The organism is Amycolatopsis sp. AA4 (genome assembly GCF_002796545.1).
Taxonomy (GTDB): Bacteria; Actinomycetota; Actinomycetes; order Mycobacteriales; family Pseudonocardiaceae; genus Amycolatopsis.
The window spans coordinates 4,069,443-4,085,886 of record NZ_CP024894.1; the positions used below are offsets into that span (position 1 = coordinate 4,069,443).

18 protein-coding genes are annotated in these 16,444 nt (G+C 70.0%); 8 read left to right on the plus strand and 10 right to left on the minus strand.

Features of this window, described 5'->3' with window-relative positions; all coding sequences use genetic code 11:
* The first annotated feature begins 28 nt into the window (after positions 1 to 28).
* Positions 29 to 1,201, plus strand: a complete 1,173-nt coding sequence (locus CU254_RS18970) for an MFS transporter (protein WP_009078440.1) — start codon at positions 29 to 31, stop codon at positions 1,199 to 1,201.
* On the opposite strand, the gene CU254_RS18975 is transcribed toward CU254_RS18970, so the two are convergent.
* Positions 1,161 to 2,045, minus strand: a complete 885-nt coding sequence (locus CU254_RS18975; RefSeq protein WP_037714141.1) for a LysR family transcriptional regulator — start codon at positions 2,043 to 2,045, stop codon at positions 1,161 to 1,163. The genes CU254_RS18970 and CU254_RS18975 overlap by 41 nt on opposite strands.
* 117 nt (positions 2,046 to 2,162) lie before the next feature.
* On the opposite strand from CU254_RS18975, the gene CU254_RS18980 reads away from it, so the two are divergent.
* Entirely contained in the window at positions 2,163 to 2,639 is a 477-nt protein-coding gene (locus CU254_RS18980) for a cupin domain-containing protein (protein ID WP_009078443.1), read from the plus strand.
* A gap of 114 nt (positions 2,640 to 2,753) precedes the next feature.
* Here the strand turns inward: CU254_RS18980 and CU254_RS18985 are convergent, their stop codons facing one another.
* From CU254_RS18985 to CU254_RS18995, 3 genes are all read right to left on the minus strand, one after another.
* On the minus strand, positions 2,754 to 3,101 hold the full coding sequence (locus CU254_RS18985; RefSeq protein ID WP_009078445.1) for an RNA polymerase-binding protein RbpA: 348 nt from the start codon (positions 3,099 to 3,101) through the stop codon (positions 2,754 to 2,756).
* A gap of 226 nt (positions 3,102 to 3,327) precedes the next feature.
* Positions 3,328 to 4,089, minus strand: coding sequence for a thymidine kinase (locus CU254_RS18990; RefSeq protein WP_037714143.1), 762 nt, complete (start codon positions 4,087 to 4,089; stop codon positions 3,328 to 3,330).
* A gap of 22 nt (positions 4,090 to 4,111) precedes the next feature.
* Complete coding sequence (locus CU254_RS18995) at positions 4,112 to 5,512, minus strand: MFS transporter (protein WP_037714145.1); 1,401 nt, start codon at positions 5,510 to 5,512, stop codon at positions 4,112 to 4,114.
* A 250-nt stretch (positions 5,513 to 5,762) separates the two neighbouring features.
* On the opposite strand from CU254_RS18995, the gene CU254_RS19000 reads away from it, so the two are divergent.
* Positions 5,763 to 6,467, plus strand: a complete 705-nt coding sequence (locus CU254_RS19000; protein ID WP_050788217.1) for a transglycosylase family protein — start codon at positions 5,763 to 5,765, stop codon at positions 6,465 to 6,467.
* Here the strand turns inward: CU254_RS19000 and CU254_RS19005 are convergent.
* Together CU254_RS19005 and CU254_RS19010 are read right to left on the minus strand one after the other, a co-directional pair.
* A complete protein-coding gene (locus CU254_RS19005; RefSeq protein ID WP_037714147.1) occupies positions 6,400 to 7,398 on the minus strand; it encodes a YafY family protein in 999 nt (332 codons plus the stop codon). The two genes, CU254_RS19000 and CU254_RS19005, sit on opposite strands and share 68 nt — an antisense overlap.
* 32 nt (positions 7,399 to 7,430) lie before the next feature.
* Positions 7,431 to 8,216, minus strand: a complete 786-nt coding sequence (locus CU254_RS19010) for a glycerophosphodiester phosphodiesterase (protein ID WP_009078454.1) — start codon at positions 8,214 to 8,216, stop codon at positions 7,431 to 7,433.
* Positions 8,217 to 8,282: 66 nt separating this feature from the next.
* Here CU254_RS19010 and CU254_RS19015 point away from each other — a divergent pair, with 66 nt between their 5' ends.
* Both CU254_RS19015 and CU254_RS19020 read left to right on the plus strand, forming a co-directional pair.
* Entirely contained in the window at positions 8,283 to 8,663 is a 381-nt protein-coding gene (locus CU254_RS19015) for a hypothetical protein (protein ID WP_050788218.1), read from the plus strand.
* A 61-nt stretch (positions 8,664 to 8,724) separates the two neighbouring features.
* Positions 8,725 to 9,648 (plus strand): MerR family transcriptional regulator, encoded by a 924-nt coding sequence (locus CU254_RS19020; protein WP_009078458.1) that lies wholly within the window; start codon positions 8,725 to 8,727, stop codon positions 9,646 to 9,648.
* Positions 9,649 to 9,749: 101 nt separating this feature from the next.
* On the opposite strand, the gene CU254_RS19025 is transcribed toward CU254_RS19020, so the two are convergent.
* The 3 genes from CU254_RS19025 to CU254_RS19035 form a co-directional block, all read right to left on the minus strand.
* Positions 9,750 to 10,214: an SRPBCC family protein gene (locus tag CU254_RS19025; RefSeq protein ID WP_037714150.1), complete on the minus strand. Its 465-nt coding sequence runs from the start codon at positions 10,212 to 10,214 to the stop codon at positions 9,750 to 9,752.
* Between the two features lie 4 nt (positions 10,215 to 10,218).
* Entirely contained in the window at positions 10,219 to 11,244 is a 1,026-nt protein-coding gene (locus CU254_RS19030) for a tyrosine-type recombinase/integrase (RefSeq protein ID WP_050788219.1), read from the minus strand.
* Between the two features lie 640 nt (positions 11,245 to 11,884).
* The gene (locus CU254_RS19035) at positions 11,885 to 12,595 is read right to left on the minus strand and encodes an SDR family NAD(P)-dependent oxidoreductase (RefSeq protein WP_009078466.1); all 711 of its coding nucleotides are present in this window, start codon (positions 12,593 to 12,595) and stop codon (positions 11,885 to 11,887) included.
* A 60-nt stretch (positions 12,596 to 12,655) separates the two neighbouring features.
* Between CU254_RS19035 and CU254_RS19040 the strand changes: the two genes are divergently transcribed.
* Positions 12,656 to 13,249 carry a hypothetical protein gene (locus tag CU254_RS19040; protein WP_050788448.1) on the plus strand — a complete coding sequence of 198 codons (594 nt, stop codon included), beginning with the start codon at positions 12,656 to 12,658 and terminating at the stop codon, positions 13,247 to 13,249.
* Here CU254_RS19040 and CU254_RS19045 read toward each other — a convergent pair.
* Positions 13,246 to 14,112, minus strand: a complete 867-nt coding sequence (locus tag CU254_RS19045; RefSeq protein ID WP_037714152.1) for an LLM class flavin-dependent oxidoreductase — start codon at positions 14,110 to 14,112, stop codon at positions 13,246 to 13,248. The two genes, CU254_RS19040 and CU254_RS19045, sit on opposite strands and share 4 nt — an antisense overlap.
* 126 nt (positions 14,113 to 14,238) lie before the next feature.
* Here CU254_RS19045 and CU254_RS19050 point away from each other — a divergent pair, with 126 nt between their 5' ends.
* Positions 14,239 to 14,844, plus strand: coding sequence for a TetR/AcrR family transcriptional regulator (locus tag CU254_RS19050; protein ID WP_009078470.1), 606 nt, complete (start codon positions 14,239 to 14,241; stop codon positions 14,842 to 14,844).
* The gene (locus CU254_RS19055; RefSeq protein ID WP_009078472.1) at positions 14,828 to 16,444 is read left to right on the plus strand and encodes an acyl-CoA dehydrogenase family protein; all 1,617 of its coding nucleotides are present in this window, start codon (positions 14,828 to 14,830) and stop codon (positions 16,442 to 16,444) included. Before CU254_RS19050 ends, CU254_RS19055 begins: the two co-directional genes overlap by 17 nt.

Below are 16,444 nucleotides of genomic sequence, written 5' to 3' on the forward strand. Positions count from 1 at the left end.
TTGCAATTCGCTACTGATTGGGGGACTCATGGGCCTGACCACGGGCCGCCGGACGGTGTTCGCCGCGGTGTGCGCGGTCGCTGTGGCGAGCATTTACGCCGCTCAGCCGGTGCTCGCCGAAATCGGCAGGGACCTGGGCGTGCCGGAGGCGGGGTTGGGCTGGATCGTCGCCGCGGGACAGCTCGGCTACCTGGCCGGACTCGCCGCCCTCGTTCCGCTGGGCGATCTGGTCGACCGCCGCAAGCTCATCGCCGCGCACCTGCTGCTGACCGCCGTCGGAGCTGGGCTGGCCGCCGTCGCCGCCCAAACCTGGTTGCTGCTCACCGGTTTAGCGCTCGCGGGCCTGTTCGCGGTGGTCGTGCAGACGACCGTCGCCTACGCCGCCGCACTGTCCACTTCGGACGAACGCGGTCGCACGCTCGGCGCCGTGACCTCCGGCGTGGTCATCGGCATTCTCGGCGCACGCGTCGCCGCCGGCGCGCTGGCGGAACTGTGGGGTTGGCGCAGCGTTTACGTCGCGCTCGCGGTGCTGCTGGTGACGCTCGCCGGTCTGGTGCTGAAGACGATGCCGCCGGATCCGCGCCGCGAGGGCACCACCTACCGCCACGTCCTGACCTCGCTCGGCGGCCTGTTCCGCGAGCCGCTTTTCGTTTCGCGGGGGCTGATCGCGTTCTTCCTGTTCGCGTCGTTCGGCACGCTGTGGAGCGGGTTGTCGCTGCCCCTCGCCGCGGACCCGTGGCACCTGAGCACCGCGCACATCGGCCTGTTCGGTTTGGTCGGGCTGGCAGGCGCGCTGGGCGCCGCCCGCGCGGGACGTTGGGCCGACGGGGGACACGCGAGCCTCGTCACCGGCGGCGCGCTGGTGCTGCTGGCGGCGTCCTGGCTGGCGATCGGGCAGCCGTCGCTGTGGGTGCTGGGTCTGGGCGTGCTGGTGCTCGATTTCGCCGTGCAGGCGGTGCACGTCAGCAATCAGCACCTGCTCACCGCGGCGCATCCGGACCGCACCAGCAGCGTCATCGGCGGGTACATGATCTTCTATTCGCTCGGCTCCGCCCTGGGCGCGGCCGCGACGACCACCGCGTTCGCCGCGGCGGGCTGGACCGGCTCCGCCGTTCTGGGCGCGGCGTTCGCCGGGTGCGCGTTCGCGGTGTGGGCTTGGGCTAGGGCCGGCGCTCGGCGGCAGTTGTCGCGAACGCCTTGACCAGCGCGGTCTCCCCGGCGCCGCGCCACATCAGCCCCCACCGGGCCGGCGGTGCGTCGCGGAACGGCACGAAGGCGATGCCCGGCCGGGCGAAGTACTCCGCGGCGTGCGCGGCGAGCGGGCAGATCCCTTCGCCCGCGCCGATGACCAGCAGAAGTTCCTGGAAGGTGCGGTAGGCGCGTCCGCGGGCGATCGGGACGCCCGCGGGCGTCGCCCACGGTTCCTGCGGTTCCCGCCAGTAGGCGGGCGGCGGATGTGCGGCGCGCAGGACCGTGTCGCGGCCGAGGTCTTCCAGGGTGACGAACTCCCGGCGGGCGAACGGATGCCCGGACGCGACGGCGAGCACCATCGGCTCGGTGTGCACGACCGGTCCCGTCGTGATCGCGGAATCGGCGACCGGCAGCAGCACCACGGCCAGGTCGGCCTCGCCGGAACGGAGCGTGGAGAGCGGATCCTCGAACGGCGCCTCGCTGATGTCGACCTCGCAACCCGGGTACTGGGCCCGGAAAGCGCTGGTCACGTCGGAGATCAAATTCGCCACCGCCGGAGCCTCGAAGGCGAGCCGCAAGGTGCCTTCGACGCCGCGTCCCGCCGCGACCGCGCGCTCGATCCCGGCCAGCAGCTGCCGGTAAGCGGGCCGGATGTCGGCCTCCAGGCTGCGCCCGATCGGAGTCAGCGAGACGCGCCTGCTGGTGCGGTCGAACAACCGCGCCCCGATCCGGCGCTCCATCGTCTTGACCGACTGGCTGACCCGCGCCTGCGACACCCGCAGCCGCTCCGCGGTCCGGCCGAAATGCAGTTCCTCGGCGAGCGCGAGGAAAACCTCGATGTCCCGGTGTTCCACCCGCGCCTCCGATCGATAACCCAGAGCTTATCAACCGATGCCGACTTCTCCGTTGTTCGCCCAGCTCAGCGGCGGAAAGCTGGCTCTTGTCCAGCCCGCCCCGCCCCGGAGGAACCGATGACCGAACCGACCCTGATCCGCGCCGCCGACGCCGAAGTCCTGTCCGACGCTCCCGGCAGCCTGATCACGCTGCTGGCCGACTCCGCCGCCACCACGACCAACCGTGCCACCCTGAACCCGGGCGTCTTCGGCACGCCCGCGCACTTCCACACCCGCGCGGCCGAGTTCTTCTACGTCCTCGACGGCGCCCTGCAGGTCTTGGTCGGAGAGGACCTGCACACCCTCGAAACCGGCGATTTCCTCGCCGTGCCGCCGACCGTCCCGCACGCCTTCGGCCCGGCCGCGGGCTCCGCCGCCGACGTGCTGGTGGTCTTCACCCCGGGCATGGCCCGCTTCGACTATTACCGGCTGCTCGACCGGGTCGCCCGCGGCGAAGCGGACCCGAAAGAGATCGCCGCGTCCTCCGAGCAGTACGACAACCACTACGTCGACAGCCCGCGCTGGCGGCAGGCCCGTGCCGACGCGGCGGCCTGAGCCGCGAGGCGGCCGCACCCGGTCAGAACGGCCGCGGACGCGGAACGGCCCCCGCGGGGGGAGGTCGCGGGGGCCGTTCCTGTTCGGTGATGGGAGCCAGCTACTGGCCGAGGCTCAAGCGGACCGGCTGGTCCGGCGTCCCTTGAGCTCGGCGAGACGTTCGTTCAGCAGGTCCTCGAGCTCGGGGATGGAGCGGCGCTCCAGCAGCATGTCCCAGTGGGTCCTGGGGGGCTTGACCTTTTTCTGCTCGGGCTGCCCGCCGTCGACGATCTCGGATTCGCTGCCGTGCAGGCGGCACTCCCACACCGTCGGGATCTCGGCGTCGTCGGAGAACGGCACCTCGAACTCGTGGTTCTTGGGGCAGGAGTAGCGCACGGTACGGCGCGGAGCGAGGTCGTGATTGCGGTCGGTCTCGTAGCTGACCGCTCCCAGCCGGCTTCCACGGAGAACACGGTCGGCCATAGTGGGATTCCTTTCAGTCAGCTCCGGGTGGAGCCAGGGTGATGCTCACCCTATGCAACGAACGAGGCATCCGAGGGATTCCCGGCACGCCATGTCGCTGCTCACGATGAGCTGCGTCACCCGTGGTCTTCAGCTTCCTCCAGAGGGAGTCGTTTCGCCCTCTGACGTGACGCGGATACCGCCTTCTTAGTGCGGATATCCCCCAGTCGGGCTAGTTAGGTTAGCGTTAGGACAACCGTAACTGACCGTGCTGGGCGACAGTGGGTCCCAGATCCCCCGAGCGGAAGTGGCGACGGCACAGTACCTGATAACGGACCGTGACCGTTTCGGCATCAGACCGTGCTGAAGCTGAAGATTCAACTACGGAGTGTTCGGTATCTGCCACCACGACGGTGTCCCCGTCACGGAGAATCACGTCGTCGCGGACCCGCGCGTTGAACCGGCCGGGCAGCCCGCACCAGCAGAGCACCTCGACCTGGACCGGCTGGAGCTCGTCGGCGATCTCGAACAGCCGGGCGGCCCCGGGGAACAGCCGGCTGCGGAAGTCGGTCGCGATGCCGAAGCAGTACACGTCGATGCCCGCCTCGTCGGCGAGTTCGGCGAGCTGGTCGACCTGGGCGGGGGAGAGGAACTGCGCCTCGTCCACGATCACGTAGTCCACGTGCTGCCCGCGCGCCCACTGCTCGCGCACCAGGTCCCGGATGTCGGTGCCGGTCGCGACCTCGGTCGCCCGCCGGACGATCCCGATCCGACTGGTGATCTGCGGCGCGCCGGACCGGTCGTGGCGGACCAGCACGAGACCGCGCCGGCCCTGGCGCGCGTGGTTGTGGTCGATCTGCAGCGCGAGCGTCGACTTCCCGCAGTCCATCGGGCCGTAGCAGAACTTCAGCCGTCCCCGCGCCGGACCGTTGCGCCGGGCCCCGGCGGGCGGGGCCGCGGAAAGCGCGTCGGTGGGGTCGTCGAGCACAACGTCGTCTGCAGCGGTCACGACGACCGACCCTATCTGGGCCTCACAGCACCTCCGGCGGACGGTTCCCGGCGGCCGCGATCGCGCGCCGCACCGGCACCAGCGCGACGAACACGAACCCGAGCACGAAGAACGCCACGAGCGCGACGATCGCCAGCCGGAACGACCCGGTCGCCTGCCCGACGCCGGCGAACACCAGCGGCCCGAGCCACGACGTGCCCTTCTCGCCGACGACGTAGAGCGAGTAGTACTGCGCGTCCTTCCCGGCCGGGATCATCTGGCTGAACAGCGACCTGGCCAGCGCGTTCGTCCCGCCCAGCACCAGCCCGATGCCGACCGCCACGGCGAAGAACTGCAACGGCTGCCTCGGCTGCACGAAGTACGCCCCGCCGAGAACCGCAACCCAGAGCACGAGACTGACCAGGATCGTCCGCTTCGCGCCGAGGCGGCGCGCGAGCAGGCCGTGCAGCACGCCGCCCGCGTAGGCGAGGAATTGGATCACCAGCACCGTGATGATCAACACCTCGTCGGAGAACCGCAGCTCGTCCTTCCCGTACTGCGCCGAGACCGTCACGACGGTGTTGATCCCGTCCGCGAAGAGCAGATAGCTGCCCAGGAAGGCGAGAGTGAGCGGATACGCCTTCGCCTCGCCGAGCGTCTGGCGCAGCTCGCGGAAACCGGCCCGCAGCACCGAAACGCCGCGGGGCGTCGCGGTCGGCACGTGGACGCGGGGGAGCCGCCGCAGGGTCGGGACGGTGAAGACGGCCCACCAGATTCCCGAGGTGAGGAAGCAGATCCGCACCGCGAGCCCGGTGTCGATGCCGAGGGACTCGCGGCTGAGGTAGAACGCGAGCTGCAGCGCGAGCGCGAGCCCGCCGCCGAGGTAGCCGAACGCCCAGCCCTTGGCCGAAACGTCGTCGCGCTCGTCCGGCGTCGCGATGTCCACGAGGAACGAGTAGTAGACGACCAGCGAACCGCCGTAGCCGATGTTCGCGAGGACGAACAGCGCCGCGCCCAGCTGCCAGTCCGAACCTGCCATGAAGAACATCAGCGCCGACGCGACCGCGCCGAGCACGGCGAACCCGCCGAGGATCTTGCGCTTGTCGCGGCTGCGGTCGGCCACCGCGCCCGCGATCGGCAGCACCAGCACCTGCACGATCGTCGCCACCGACAGCAGATAGCCCCACAGCGAGCCGGCGGGGAAGTGGAGGCCGAACAGCGACACGTCGCAGTGGTTGAGCTTGTCGTCGACTCCGGACGCGTTGAGACAAGCCCTGTCCCCATTAAGGGTGATGTTCTGCTTCGCGTCCGCGGCCGCGACACTGCTCATATAGAGCGCGCCGAACACCGTCGTGACCGACGAATAGAACGGCGAGTTGGCCCAGTCGTAGAAGTACCAGCCCCACCGTTCCCGCTTGCTGTCCCGGGTCTCGGCCAGTGTCATCCACGGCTCCTCGTTCGGTCGCGAATCTCCAGGTCGCGCCGGACATTACTGGCGCGGGCCCGGTCGGTACCGCCGAAGGGGGCAAACCGTGTCCGGTTCGTCGCTTCCGGTTTCCGCCACGCCGTGCGGCGGAACGCGCGACACGCCGCGCCGGGCGTGTCGCTGCCGCGATATCCGGGCGTGTCATGTGAGACTGCTGAGCGTGGTGTGACTCTTGTGGTCCATGAGCCACGTGCTTAGTGTGCGTGGCATGACCAACCGCGTTCGCACTGCCAGACGGGCCGCCGCCAGAGCCTTGCTGCTCGTGGTCGCCGTCCTCGGCATGGAACTCGTCGTCACCGGCGCCGCCTCCGCGGACCCCGCCTCGGGCACCTGGGCCAAGCTCCGCATGTGCGAGTCGAGCGGCCGCTACTCGATCAACACCGGCAACGGCTACTACGGCGCCTACCAGTTCGACCTCCCCACCTGGCGCAGCGTCGGCGGACAAGGCCGCCCCGACCAGGCCAGCCCCCGCGAGCAGGACTACCGCGCGCTCTACCTGTACCGGATGCGCGGCTGGCAGCCCTGGGAATGCGGCGGCATGCTCGGCCTCTCCAACGACGGCGACGCCCGCAGCAAGCGCGTCCCCTCCTGGGAAGAATCCGCCTACATCGGCGGCGGCGGACTGCCGACCCCGCCCGCGCCCAAACCGCCGCCCACCCCGCCTCCCGGCCCGCCCGGCGCGACGCCCGCGTGGCCCGGCCTCGTCTACGCCTACGGCGACTGCGCGCCCGCGCTGCGCACGTTCCAGCTGCGGATGAACGCCTTCGGCTACGGCTTCAGCGGCACCGGCTGCTACTACGACAAGACCCGCACCGCGGTCCTGGACCTGCAGCGCGCCAACGGCATCAACGATTCCGGCCGGCTCGGCCCGAAGACATGGAAGGCCGCGTGGGAGGGCAAGGCTCCGCGCTGACCCGCCCCGCCTCGGCGTAGCGCGCGGAGAGCTGCCGGAACGCTTCCTTCAGTTCGGCCGGGCCGACGACCTCGAGATCGGCGTCGACCCGGCCGAACGAAGCGGCCAGCCCGCGCCACGACCAGGCTCCGAGGCTCACCCGGCACCGGTCCGGCCCGAGCGCCTCGATCACGCCGTCGGCCAGGTAGCTCGCCGCTTCCGTCGCCGGGAGACGCAGGACCACCTCGCCTCGACAGGGCCATTCGCCGGACAGATCCGTCCCGCGGAACCGCGCGGCCACGAACGCCGCGACGTCGGGCAGCTCGCGCTCCGCGAACTTCGGCCCGCTCGGCGTACGCGGCGTGATCCGGTCCGCGCGGAAGATCCGCCAGTCGTCGCGGTCGAGATCCCACGCGACCAGATACCAGCGCTGGCCCCACGTGACGAGATGGTGCGGCTCAACGCGCCGGGGCGGGGTGTCCGTCGGGCCGTAATCGAACCGCAGCACCTCCCGGGCGCGCACGGCCGCGCTCAACGCGACGAGAGTCTGCGGATCCGCCTGCGGCGCCGGACGCTCGACGGCGGTGAAGCTCAAGGCGTCCACCCGATGCCGCAGCCGCGCAGGCATCACCTGCCGCACGGTCTGCAACGCCCGCCGGGCCGCCTCCTCGATCCCCGCGCCGGTCGCCGCCTGCAACGCGATCGCCAACGCGACAGCCTGGTCGTCGTCGAACAACAACGGCGGAAGCCGCGCACCGGCGTCGAGCCGATAACCGCCGTCCGGCCCCTTCGTCGTGACGATCGGATAGCCCAGCTCCCGCAACCGGTCGACGTCCCGGCGCACCGTGCGCGGACTGACCTCCAGCCGCTCGGCCAGCAGCGCACCCGGCCAGTCCTGCCGAGCCTGAAGCAACGAAAGCAGCGACAACAGCCGCGCGGAAGTGTTCGGCACGCCGTCGATCCTGCCTGCAGTAGCGGTCAGCTTCAGTCCGCTACCTTCCACTCGCCTCGTTCCCGCAGCACCTCGCGCAGCAGGTCCGGCCGATCGGTGACGATGCCGTGCACGCCCAGGTCCAGCAGCTTCCGCATCTCGTCCGCGTCATCGATCGTCCACGTGTGCACCTCGAACCCGCGCCGCACCGCCGACTTCACGAACGCCTCGTCGACCACTTTCAACGGCCCCTGCCGCACCGGGACCTGCGCGAGCCAGCCCGCCGAGAACCGGCTGATCTGCAGCAGCGGAGCCCAGCCGTTCGCCCACAACAGGAACGCCGACCGCGGCCCCATCGCGGTCAGCAGCTTCGGCCCGGCCAGCTTCCGCAGCCTCGCGAGCCGCGAGTCCGAAAAGGACGCCGCGGCGACCCGATCGATCGCCCCGGTCCGCTCCAGGGCTCGCACGAACGGGACCACGGCGCTGTCGGCTTTCACGTCGATGTTGAAAAACACGTCCGGCAGCTCCTCGAGCAGATCCTCCAGCCGCGACAACGGCGCCCGGCCGTCGATCTTGACGTCCTTGAGCTGCGCCCACGTCTGGGTCGCGATCGCCCCGTGCCCGTCGGTCGTGCGGTCCAGCGTCGCGTCGTGATGGACGACCACCACCCCGTCCGACGTGGCGTGCACGTCGGTCTCGAGATAGCGGTACCCCTCGGCGACCGCACGCTGGAACGCCGGCAACGAGTTCTCCAGCCCCTCCAGGTCGCCGAGATGCCAGCCGCGGTGGGCGAAGGCGCGGGGGAGCGAGTCGGCGAGGTACGGAAACGGTGGACGCATGGTTCCAGTCTGCGTCATCGGTGTGGCCCCGTCGTGAGAACGTGATGGACAGCTAGAGTCCGGCGGGTGAGGGAACTGGCCGAACACGCCCTGACCGGCGACGAACGCGTCGTGCCGCGCCGCACGAACGCCCCGAAACACTGCGGCTGGTGCGGACGCCGCCTGCCCGAAGCAGGCAACGTCGGACGCCGTCGGCGCTACTGCGGACAATCCTGTCGCCAGCGCGCCTACGAACGCCGGACCGCCCTGCAGCGCAGCGGCCTGCCCGAGGACGCCGTCGTGCTGTCGGACACCGAGATCGCCGCCCTGCAGGACCGCCTCTTCCAACTGAGGTGCGCCGCGGAAGACATCGTGACCGCCGCCCAGGACGGCGCGTCGGCCGGGGAGATGCGCCAGCTGGCGGAGGAGATCGCTGCGGCGGCGAAGGATCTTGAGCAGCTTCGCTGAGTCGGCGGCCGCCTGAATTCGAGTTGACCTTCCAGCCGGTGGCAGGTGCAGAGTGCCGGGCATGGACGACGCGACCGACCGCTACACCATCGGGGAGCTTGCCCGGCGCACCGGGTTGTCCGCGCGGACGATCCGATTCTGGTCCGACAGCGGGGTAATACCGCCGTCGGGCCGGTCCGCGGCCGGCTATCGGCTCTACAGTGCGGATGCGATCGCTCGGCTCCGGCTGGTCAGGACACTTCGCGAACTCGGTCTCGGCCTGGACGCCGTACGAGACGTACTCGATCGCCAATCCACGCTGGCCGAAGTCGCCGAGAGCCATGTCGAAGCCCTCGATGCCCAGATCCAGATCTTGCGGCTGAACCGTGCGGTCCTGCGCAGTGCACTCCGCCGAGACACCAAGACCGAAGGACTGGCCCTCATGCACGAGCTCGCCCGACTGCCGGCCCTCGAACGGCAGCAGTGCATCGACGGCTTCGCAGACAAGATATTCGCCGGCGTCGAGGACCCGGACGCTCTAGTCATCGCCGAGTTCATGCGGGAGATGCCGCCGCGGTTGCCCGACGACCCGACTTCCGCCCACGTGGACGCCTGGATCGAGCTGGCCGAACTCGTCTCCGACGACGACTTCCAGCAGACCATGCGGCAGATGGTGCTCCGCGGGGAATCCGACAACCGCATCGAGTTTGGCCTCAACGTCCGGCCGCTCGTCCTCGGACACGCTGGTCCCGCGGTCGAGAAGGGGATCGCAGCGGAATCCGGCGCCGGGCGGGCGATTCTCGACCGGATTGTGCCCGCTGATCTCGATGACACCGAGACGCGGGCCCTGCTCGAGTGGCTCGACCTGGTCGCCGAACCGCGCGTCGAGCGTTATTGGGAGCTGTTGGGTCTGCTCGACAATCGCCCGCCGGAACCGCGCAGCGTGCCCGCATTCGCGTGGCTCGCCGCAGCTCTGCGAGCACACCGACGGCAAAACCGGGCATAGGGGAGAGGCTGGGGTTGGCCTCCGGCCCGTTGACTCACCGCCACAGGCCACGCATTCCCCAGCTCACCTGAGTCCCGAACCAGGGCTCGGAAGCAGCGCGCTTACGACCGCGGAAGTTCCGCCACCCTGGCCAGATTCTCCAGCGACGCCGCCAAGTTGTCCGCCGTCATGGCGCGGGCGCGTTCGTTTCGCATCGTGTCGTCGGGATCCAGCTCGGACCAGTCGTAGGTGTGCGTCACCGCGGTGCGCGTCTCGCTGATCGGGTTCAGTTCCCAGCGCCACAGGTGTCCCGGCGGTTGCTTGCCCGGCTCGGACGGACGCCACGCCACCCGGCGGGCCTCTTCGAACTCCACGACGCGGTTCTCCCGGATCCAGCCGTTCGTGAGCGTCGTGGTGAAGACGTCGCCGACCGCGTGGACGCGCTGGCCCGCCTCGGACTCGGCCAGGTTGTCGTTGCCGTCCCAGCCGGGCTGCTGCGCCGGGTCGGCGATGAGCTCGAAAATCCGCTCCGCGGGGGCCTCGATCTCACGGCTGGCGCGCACGACGCGCGGGAGTTCGTCAGTCACGCGCTCATGCAATCACATCGGCCTCCCGCGCGTGGCCCTCTCGCGAAACGTCGTCCCGGGCCAATCCGTCGAGCGCGCGATAGGTCCGGTTGCTCGCCGCGGCGGCGCGTTGTTCCCGGCCGGTCGCCTCGATGTAGTTCTGACTCGTCACCAGGCTCGCGTGGCCCAGCAGCGACATGATCTCCGACGCCGTCGCCCCGTCTTCGGCCAGCCGCGTGGCGAACGTGTGCCGCAGCGCGTGGAGATTCGCCCCCGTCGGCACCCGGTCGTGCAGGCCCGCCCACCGATAGCACGACTTCACCAGGTACTCGAGCGCTCCGCGGCCGATCGGGTTGCCCGCCCGGTCTCGCAGCAGCGGTTCGCTCGCCGGGAAACGTTGCCGGGGAAACCGTCGACGGCACGACGCCTGATAATCCTCGATCAGCTTCGCCAGCGCTGGCTGTACCGGGATCGACCGGTCCCGGCTGCCCTTCCCGTGGACGTGCAGCCGCAATTCGCCGTCCCGTCCGACCACCGACCGCGGCGTGAGCGCGCGCATTTCCGCTGCCCGCAGGCCCGCGACCAGGCCGAGTGCCAACACCAGCACGTCTCGCTCCGGCCAGGGATCCCGTGCGCGCCGGGCACCGTCGGCCGCCGCGGTCAGCAGTTGCTCGGGAGTTTCCTCGCCCCGCAAGGGTTTCGGCGTGAGCGGGGGAGTCTTGGGCCGCGCGACCGCTCCCATCGGATTGCCCGCGAGCAGACCGTCCGACACACAGAAAGTCAGGAACTGGTTCCACGTCGACCATGCCCGCAACACCGAGCTTTTCGCGTGGCTGTCGGCAAACGCGCCGAAGGCGGCCCGCAGCACCGGCGCGGTCAGCTCTTCGACGTCCACCTCGTCGCGGCCCAGCTCCGCCAGCAGGAGAGCGGTGATCCCGGCGAGGTCGCGCCGATAGGCGGCAGTGGTGTGCGGCGAGTCCTTGCGCGGCCGCCGTGCCGCGAAGAACGCTTGCTGTGCCTCGGAAACGAGCATAGTGATCTTGTACCGCACAGCACCGACAATTTCGACGCTACCCGTTGTCTGATATATGATGCATAATAGCGATTATGCATGAAACATGGCCGCGGAAGGGCCTGGGAGGGGCTGAATCCCCTTGGGGGACAGCACTTTCCGGTCCGTCCGTTCAAGGCCGGAATCTCCCGGTGCGGCACCCGAAGTCCGCGTTCAAGGCCCGCGTCAGCGCGGTGAGTTGCTCTGACGCTGGGCTGGACCTGTGTCGCGTTCCTGCGGTCGAGTGGATCTTCTGACGCCTGAGACGTCCTCAGCGCGTTCGAGAAAGTTGTTGTGCTCCAACCTCAATGTCCAGCCAGTCGTGCTTAATTCGTCACGGTGACGAATTAAGCACGACTGGGACGGCGGTTCCCGTCGGGGATCTCGGGTCGCCCTCCGGCGGAAACCCGCCCAGGGGCTCCGGGGCGTCGATCTGCCCCCAGCCGGATGTCAGCCAATGCCCAATGAGTCCAGGAGCGTCCGAGTCTCGCGCCGATGCGCACAGAAGCAAGTCATGCAAGCGCATCAGACCCTTGGGAAGCCTCTCCTCAACCCGCTGATCAGCAGGTCGACAAAACGCCGATAATGTACATTATGTCAAGTAAGCCGTTGAAGGCGCTGCCCCGGCTGCAGGGACAACTCACCAGGCCAACGGGCCGTCGATGTCCGTGTAGGTGCCGGTCGGTCCGTCGGTTCCGATCTGCGCCATCCGGACGATGATCTCCGCGCCCTGTTCGACCGGCTGGCCGCCTTGGCGTCGGTTGATGTCCGTCCGCGTGTAGCCGGGTTCGACGGCGTTGATCCGGATTCCCGGGTACGCCTTCGCGTACTGCACAGTCACCATGTTCACCGCAGTCTTCGACGCGGGATACGCCATGCCGCGGTACGCGTACTGGTGTGTCGCCTGGTCCGTCATCCGGCCCAGCGAGCCCAGCGCGCTGCTGACGTTCACCACGACCGGCGCGGACGATCGCTGCAGCAGCGGCAGGAACGCGTGCAGGACGCGCACGACGCCGAAGACGTTGGTCTCGAACGTGGTCCGCATCAGGTCGGCGGTCGTTTCGCCCGCACCGACCGGTTCCCCGTCGCTCTTCAGTTCGACGGCGATGCCCGCGTTGTTGACGAGGACGTCCAGTCCCCCTTCGGCCTCGACGGTTTTCGCCGCGGCGAGGACCGACGCTTCGTCGGTGACGTCGAGCTGGACGGTCCGTGCGCCGAGTTCCTCCGCCGCTCGCTGGCCGCGGGCGGCGTCGCGCGCGCCGACGTAGACGGTGTGTCCGGCGGCGACGAGACGGCGGGCGGTTTCGTAGCCGAGTCCTTTGGTAGCACCGGTAATCAATGTTGTGGTCATGGCGGCGAACGTATGTGCTGGAGCGCGGACAAGGTCAAGCGCCGGCGGCAGGATGAGTGGATGCCGCTTCCTGAGCCGACGACGCACGACTGGTCCCGTGACCACGATCCGGAGCATCTGCGGTTGATCCGCGAGAATCCGACGCGGTACGCGCCGAGCGGGATGTGCCACCTCGTTCTCGAGGTGCTGGCCTACGCCGCGGACGAGGCCGAGGATCAGGGCGCGGGCCGTGCGGTCGTCGAATTTCACCCAGACGGTTCGGTTTCTGTCACTGACTACGGTCGCGGGACGCAGATGGCGACCGGCGACGACGGGCGGCCGGTGCGGAAGCCGGTGATGGCGACGAAAGACTTCCGGTACTTCGATTCTCCGCCCGCCACTCCCCTCCCGGACGGGCATCCGCGGTACGGGATGTCGGTGGTCGCGGCGTTGAGCGAGTGGCTGGTGCACACGAATCGCCGTGCTGAGGGCGCGTGGACGCAGCGGTACCACAACGGTGTCCCGGCCGACGAATTGGTTGCGGTGCGGTCGGACGGGACTACCGGGACGACGGTGCGGTTCCTTCCGGCGGCCGGGTTGGGCGGCGTGGTGTCCGCCGAGTCGATGCGGCCGTTGGCGGAGCGGTTGAGCCGGGTGCTGGTCGTCGAGGTCTAGTCCACTCCCCTGGGCGGTCCTTGGCTGATGCGGCGCAGGGTGGGTTCGAGGCGGTCGAGGTCGCTGGTGGTGATCAGCTGCCGTTCGTCCCACCAGGTCGCGCCTGCTTCGGCCAGCGGGGCGAGCACGTCGCGGGCCCGGGCCGGGTCGCCGGGGGTGCGGCCGCCGACGACGAATTCGAAGTTCTCCCCCGCGCCGTGTTTTCGGGCGTAGGACACGACATCGCGGACGTCTTCGGGTGCCGGGGCGACGCCGTGCGTGGCGTTTTTGAACAGCGGCGCGACGCCGTCCCAGCGCGCGGCGCGGCGGACTGGCTTGCGGTTGGGCCAGACGGCGGCCAGCCAGACCGGCGGGCGCGGCTGCTGGACGGTGGCGGGCCGGAGGGTGACGTCGCGGACCTGGTAGTGCTTGCCGTCGTGGTCGACCGGGTTTCCGGACCAGTAGCGGTCGAGGAGTCCGAGGCTTTCGTCGAGGTGCTCGGCCAGGACGACCGGGTCGGTGGGCTGGCCGAAGCTGCCGAACTCATCGTCGATCGGCCCGCCGAGGCCCGCGCCGAAGATGACCCGTCCGCCGCTGAGTGCGTCGAGGGTGGCGACCTGGCGGGCGAGGTGCTCGGGACGGCGGCGGGGCACCGCGGTGACCAGCGTGCCGATCTTGAGCGTGGAGGTCGCCAGCGCGGCCGCGGTCAGCAGGATCCAGGGGTCGCCGAACGGCTGGTCGCGGCGGATTTCCTTGTCGTGGACCACGTGGTCCCACAGGAACAGCGCGTCCCAGCCTTCTTGTTCGGCCGCCGCCGCCACTCTCGCCACGGTCCGCGCGTCGGCGAAATCGCCGAAGTTCGGGATGTTGATCGAGAAGCGCATAACGGGCATGGTCCCGGCGGACGCGGTGGTGCGGCAAACGAATTAGCGGTCAAAGGAAAGCGTCCCGCGCCGGACAAGCGAAGCGACCGTTGACGCAAGTTGTGAATCGGTGGTTCACTTCTTCCCGTGGCCTACCGCAGAACCCCCAAGGTCCAGGAGCGGCTCGACGCGCTCCGGGAGACCATCCTCGACGCCACCGTGCAGCAGCTGGCCGAGCACGGCTACTCCGGCTGTTCGGTGGCCGCCGTCGCGGAGCGGGCCGGGGTCGCGGTCGGCACGGTGTACCGGCACTTCCCCACCAAGGCCGATCTCGTGGTGCGGGTTTTCCGGCAGGTCGTGTCGCGGGAGGTCGAGGCGGTGCGGTCGGCCGCGGGCGGGCCGGTCGATCCGGTGGCGCGGGTCGTGGCGGTGTTCGAGACGTTCGCGATGCGGGCGTTGAAGGCGCCGCGGCTGGCGTATGCGCTGCTGGCGGAGCCGGTGGACGCGGTGATCGACGCGGAGCGGCTCGAGTTCCGGCGGGTGTTCCGCGATGTCGTGGCCGAGCACGTCGCGGAGGGCGTGCGGGCCGGGGTGTTGCCCGCGCAGGACGCGGCGGTCAGCGCGGCGGCGCTCGTCGGCGCCGCGGCGGAGGTGTTGATCGGCCCGCTGACCAGCGGCGGGTCGGCGGAGGTCAGCGAGTTGCGCACGTTCGTCGTGCGGTCACTGGGAGGTTCGGATGCCCGCGACGCATGAGGTCGTCAATCAGGTCCCGCCGCTGGAGCACGACGTCGCGGCCGATCCGGCGCTGGCGGAGGCGGTCGGGCGCACCGAGGCGTCGTGGGTCGTCGACGAGCTGCACGAGCTGGGGCGGCTGGCCGGCAGCGAGCAGGTGCAGGAGTGGAGCCGGCTGGTCAACGAGAACGAGCCGGTGCTGCGCACGCACGACCGGTACGGGCACCGGATCGACGAGGTCGAGTTCCACCCGCATTGGCACGACCTGATGAACGTCGCGGTGTCGCACGGGCTGCAGGCCGCGCCGTGGCGCGACGAGCGGCCGGGGGCGCACGCGGCGCGGGCGGCGAAGTTCTATGTCTGGAGCCAGTCCGAGGCGGGGCACACCTGCCCGATTTCCATGACGTACGCGGCGGTTCCGGCGTTGCGCGCGAATCCGGAGCTGGCGGCGGAGTACGAGCCGCTGCTGGCCTCGACCGAGTACGACTTCGGGCTTCGCGAGCCGGGCACGAAACGCGGCCTGATCGCGGGCATGTCGATGACCGAGAAGCAGGGCGGGTCGGACGTCCGCGCCAACACCACCTCGGCGCGGCCCGCCGGCGACGGCAGCTACCGGCTGGTCGGGCACAAGTGGTTCACCAGCGCGCCGATGTCGGACATGTTCCTCACGCTCGCGCAGGCCCCCGGCGGGCTGTCGTGCTTCCTGCTCCCCCGCGTGCTCCCGGACGGCAGCCGGAACCCGATCCGGTTGCAGCGCTTGAAGGACAAGCTCGGCAACCGGTCGAACGCGTCGTCGGAGATCGAGTACGACGACGCGGTGGGCTGGCTCGTCGGCGAGGAGGGCCGCGGGGTCCGCACGATCATCGAGATGGTCAACAACACCCGGCTCGACTGCGCGCTCGGCAGTTCTTCGGGCATGCGGCTGGGCGCGGTCCGCGCGGTGCACCACGCGACGCATCGGCACGCGTTCGGCAAGGCGCTCGTGGACCAGCCGCTGATGGCGAACGTGCTGGCAGACCTGGTGCTCGAGGCGGAAGCGGCGGTGGCGGCGTCGATGCGGCTCGCGGCCGCGGGCGACCGGCCCGGCGACGAGCAGGAGCAGGCGTTCCGTCGGCTCGGGCTCGCGGTGACCAAGTACTGGGTGTGCAAGCGGGCGCCGATGCACGCGGCCGAGGCGCTGGAATGCTTTGGCGGCAACGGGTACGTCGAGGAATCGGGCATGCCCCGGCTGTACCGGGAAGCGCCGCTGATGTCGATCTGGGAGGGCTCGGGCAACGTCGCGGCGCTCGACGCGTTGCGGGCGATGGGACGGCAGCCGGAGTCGGTGGCGGCGTTCTTCGCCGAGGTCGAGCAGGCCGCGGGCGGGGACGCGCGGCTCGACGACGCGGTCGACCGGCTCAAGAAGGATCTGTCCGATGTGGACGACCTGGAGTTCAGGGCGCGGCGGGTCGTCGAGTCGATGGCGTTGGTGCTGCAGGGTTCGCTGCTCGTGCGGCACGCTCCGCGCGCGGTGGCGGACGCGTTCTGCGGCACGCGGTTCGGCGGCGACTGGGGCCTGGCTTTCGGCACTTTGCCCGCTGGAACCGACACTTCCGCGATCATCGCCCGCGCCCGCGTCTAG